The sequence below is a fragment of the Pseudomonas sp. JV245A genome (assembly GCF_032424515.1).
Classification (GTDB): Bacteria; Pseudomonadota; Gammaproteobacteria; order Pseudomonadales; family Pseudomonadaceae; genus Aquipseudomonas; species Aquipseudomonas protegens.
This window is the reverse complement of record NZ_VYKE01000378.1, coordinates 1-1,337: the sequence shown is the minus strand read 5'-3', so window position 1 is coordinate 1,337 and position 1,337 is coordinate 1. Positions and strand designations below refer to the sequence as shown.

Annotated in this window: 2 protein-coding genes; one reads left to right on the top strand and one right to left on the bottom strand. The window is 67.8% G+C overall.

Annotated features, from left to right (window positions below; all coding sequences use genetic code 11):
- The coding region (locus F6S12_RS31795; RefSeq protein WP_315869864.1) for a PaaI family thioesterase at positions 1 to 310 on the bottom strand (310 nt) is incomplete at its 3' end.
- 197 nt (positions 311 to 507) lie between these two features.
- Between F6S12_RS31795 and F6S12_RS31790 the strand changes: the two genes are divergently transcribed.
- Positions 508 to 1,305 (top strand): DUF4349 domain-containing protein, encoded by a 798-nt coding sequence (locus F6S12_RS31790; RefSeq protein ID WP_011060598.1) that lies wholly within the window; start codon positions 508 to 510, stop codon positions 1,303 to 1,305.
- The last annotated feature ends 32 nt before the right edge of the window (positions 1,306 to 1,337 follow it).

Sequence of the window (1,337 nt, the reverse complement as noted above, 5' to 3'; positions counted from 1 at the left end):
GCTCCAGGTGCACCTCGATCCATTCCCCGACCTGCACCGCGCCCAGGTAGTCGAGGGTCATGCTGGCGGTGATCAACGGCAAGGGCGGATCGCTGGAAAACGCCATGGCGTAGCCCATGCCGATGTCCGCCAGGGTGGCGATGATGCCGCCATGCACCGTGCCCCGGCCGTTGGCGTGGCGGGTGTCGGCGCGCAGGCCGACGCGCAGTTCGCTGCCACTGCCGCAGCCGTAGACCGGGCCGATCAGTTCCAGCAGCGGGCTGCTGCGGGGCAAGGGGGCAAAGCCTGGGGGGATAGCCGACTCGCGCATGACGCACTCCTTGATCTGCGCCGAAACACCGTCGTCCCGGGCTGCCACAGGTGTAGCCCTGAACCCGCTCCGCGCCTATCAGCATCAGCCAGGAAAATTATCCTCGATAAGCCCAGCCGGGATCGTGGTCTTTCCCCGAACGACGGTAAGATGCGCACCTGCGACCCTGTCGCCGATTCATCCCTCAAGGAGCCCCCATGCAACATCAGGACGATCACCCTGCGAAATTCCGTCGACTGGCCCTGGCCCTGTTCGGCGCCCTGGCCCTCAGCGCCTGCTCTCCCGGCGACCACAACAGCAGCGCCGTGGCCTTGGGCGGGGCCCAGGGCAAGGCCGGCGCGCAATTGGCCTATGAGCATGAACTGAGCCTGTCGCTGCCAGCCGCGCAGATCGGTCCGCGCCTGGCGCAAACCCGCGAAGCCTGCGAGAAGGCCCAGTTCGGCCCGTGCAATATCCTGCGCCTGGAACAGGGCAAGTACCGCGCCCAGGTGACGCTGCGAATAGTTCCGGACGGTGTGGAGCCCATCGTCCAGCAGGCCTCCCAGGGCGCGGAACTGGGCGAGCGCATCACCAGCGCCGAAGACCTGGCCGATGCCGTGGCCGATGTGCAGCGCCAGCAGCAGCGGCTCAAGGCCCAACAGCAGCGCCTGGACGAACTGGCGGCGCGCAAGGACATCAGCGTCAGCGACCTGATTGCCCTGAGCCGGGAACAGGCCGGCATCGAGAACGACCTGCAGGCCCTGGCCCAGACCGCCGCCGGCCAGCAACGCCGCCTGGACACCAACCTCCTGACCCTGAAGTTCCTGCCCAGCGACGGCGTCCAGCGCGAATCCAGCCTCAAGCGCGCCTTCAGCAACCTGCTGGACAACCTGGCCGACGGCACCGCCGAGGCCCTGGAGAAAGGCAGCTATGTGCTGCCCTTCGTGATCCTGGCCTTCCCCCTGGTGCTGCTGTGGGTCTGGCTGTGGCGCAAATTCGTGCGCCGGCGCCCCTGACCCCACCCGTAGGAGCCGGCTTGCCGGCGAAG

Bases quoted from the DNA above. Each gene is read 5' to 3' on its own strand.
- F6S12_RS31790 (WP_011060598.1), top strand. From the start codon at position 508: ATGCAACATCAGGACGATCACCCTGCGAAATTCCGTCGACTGGCCCTG.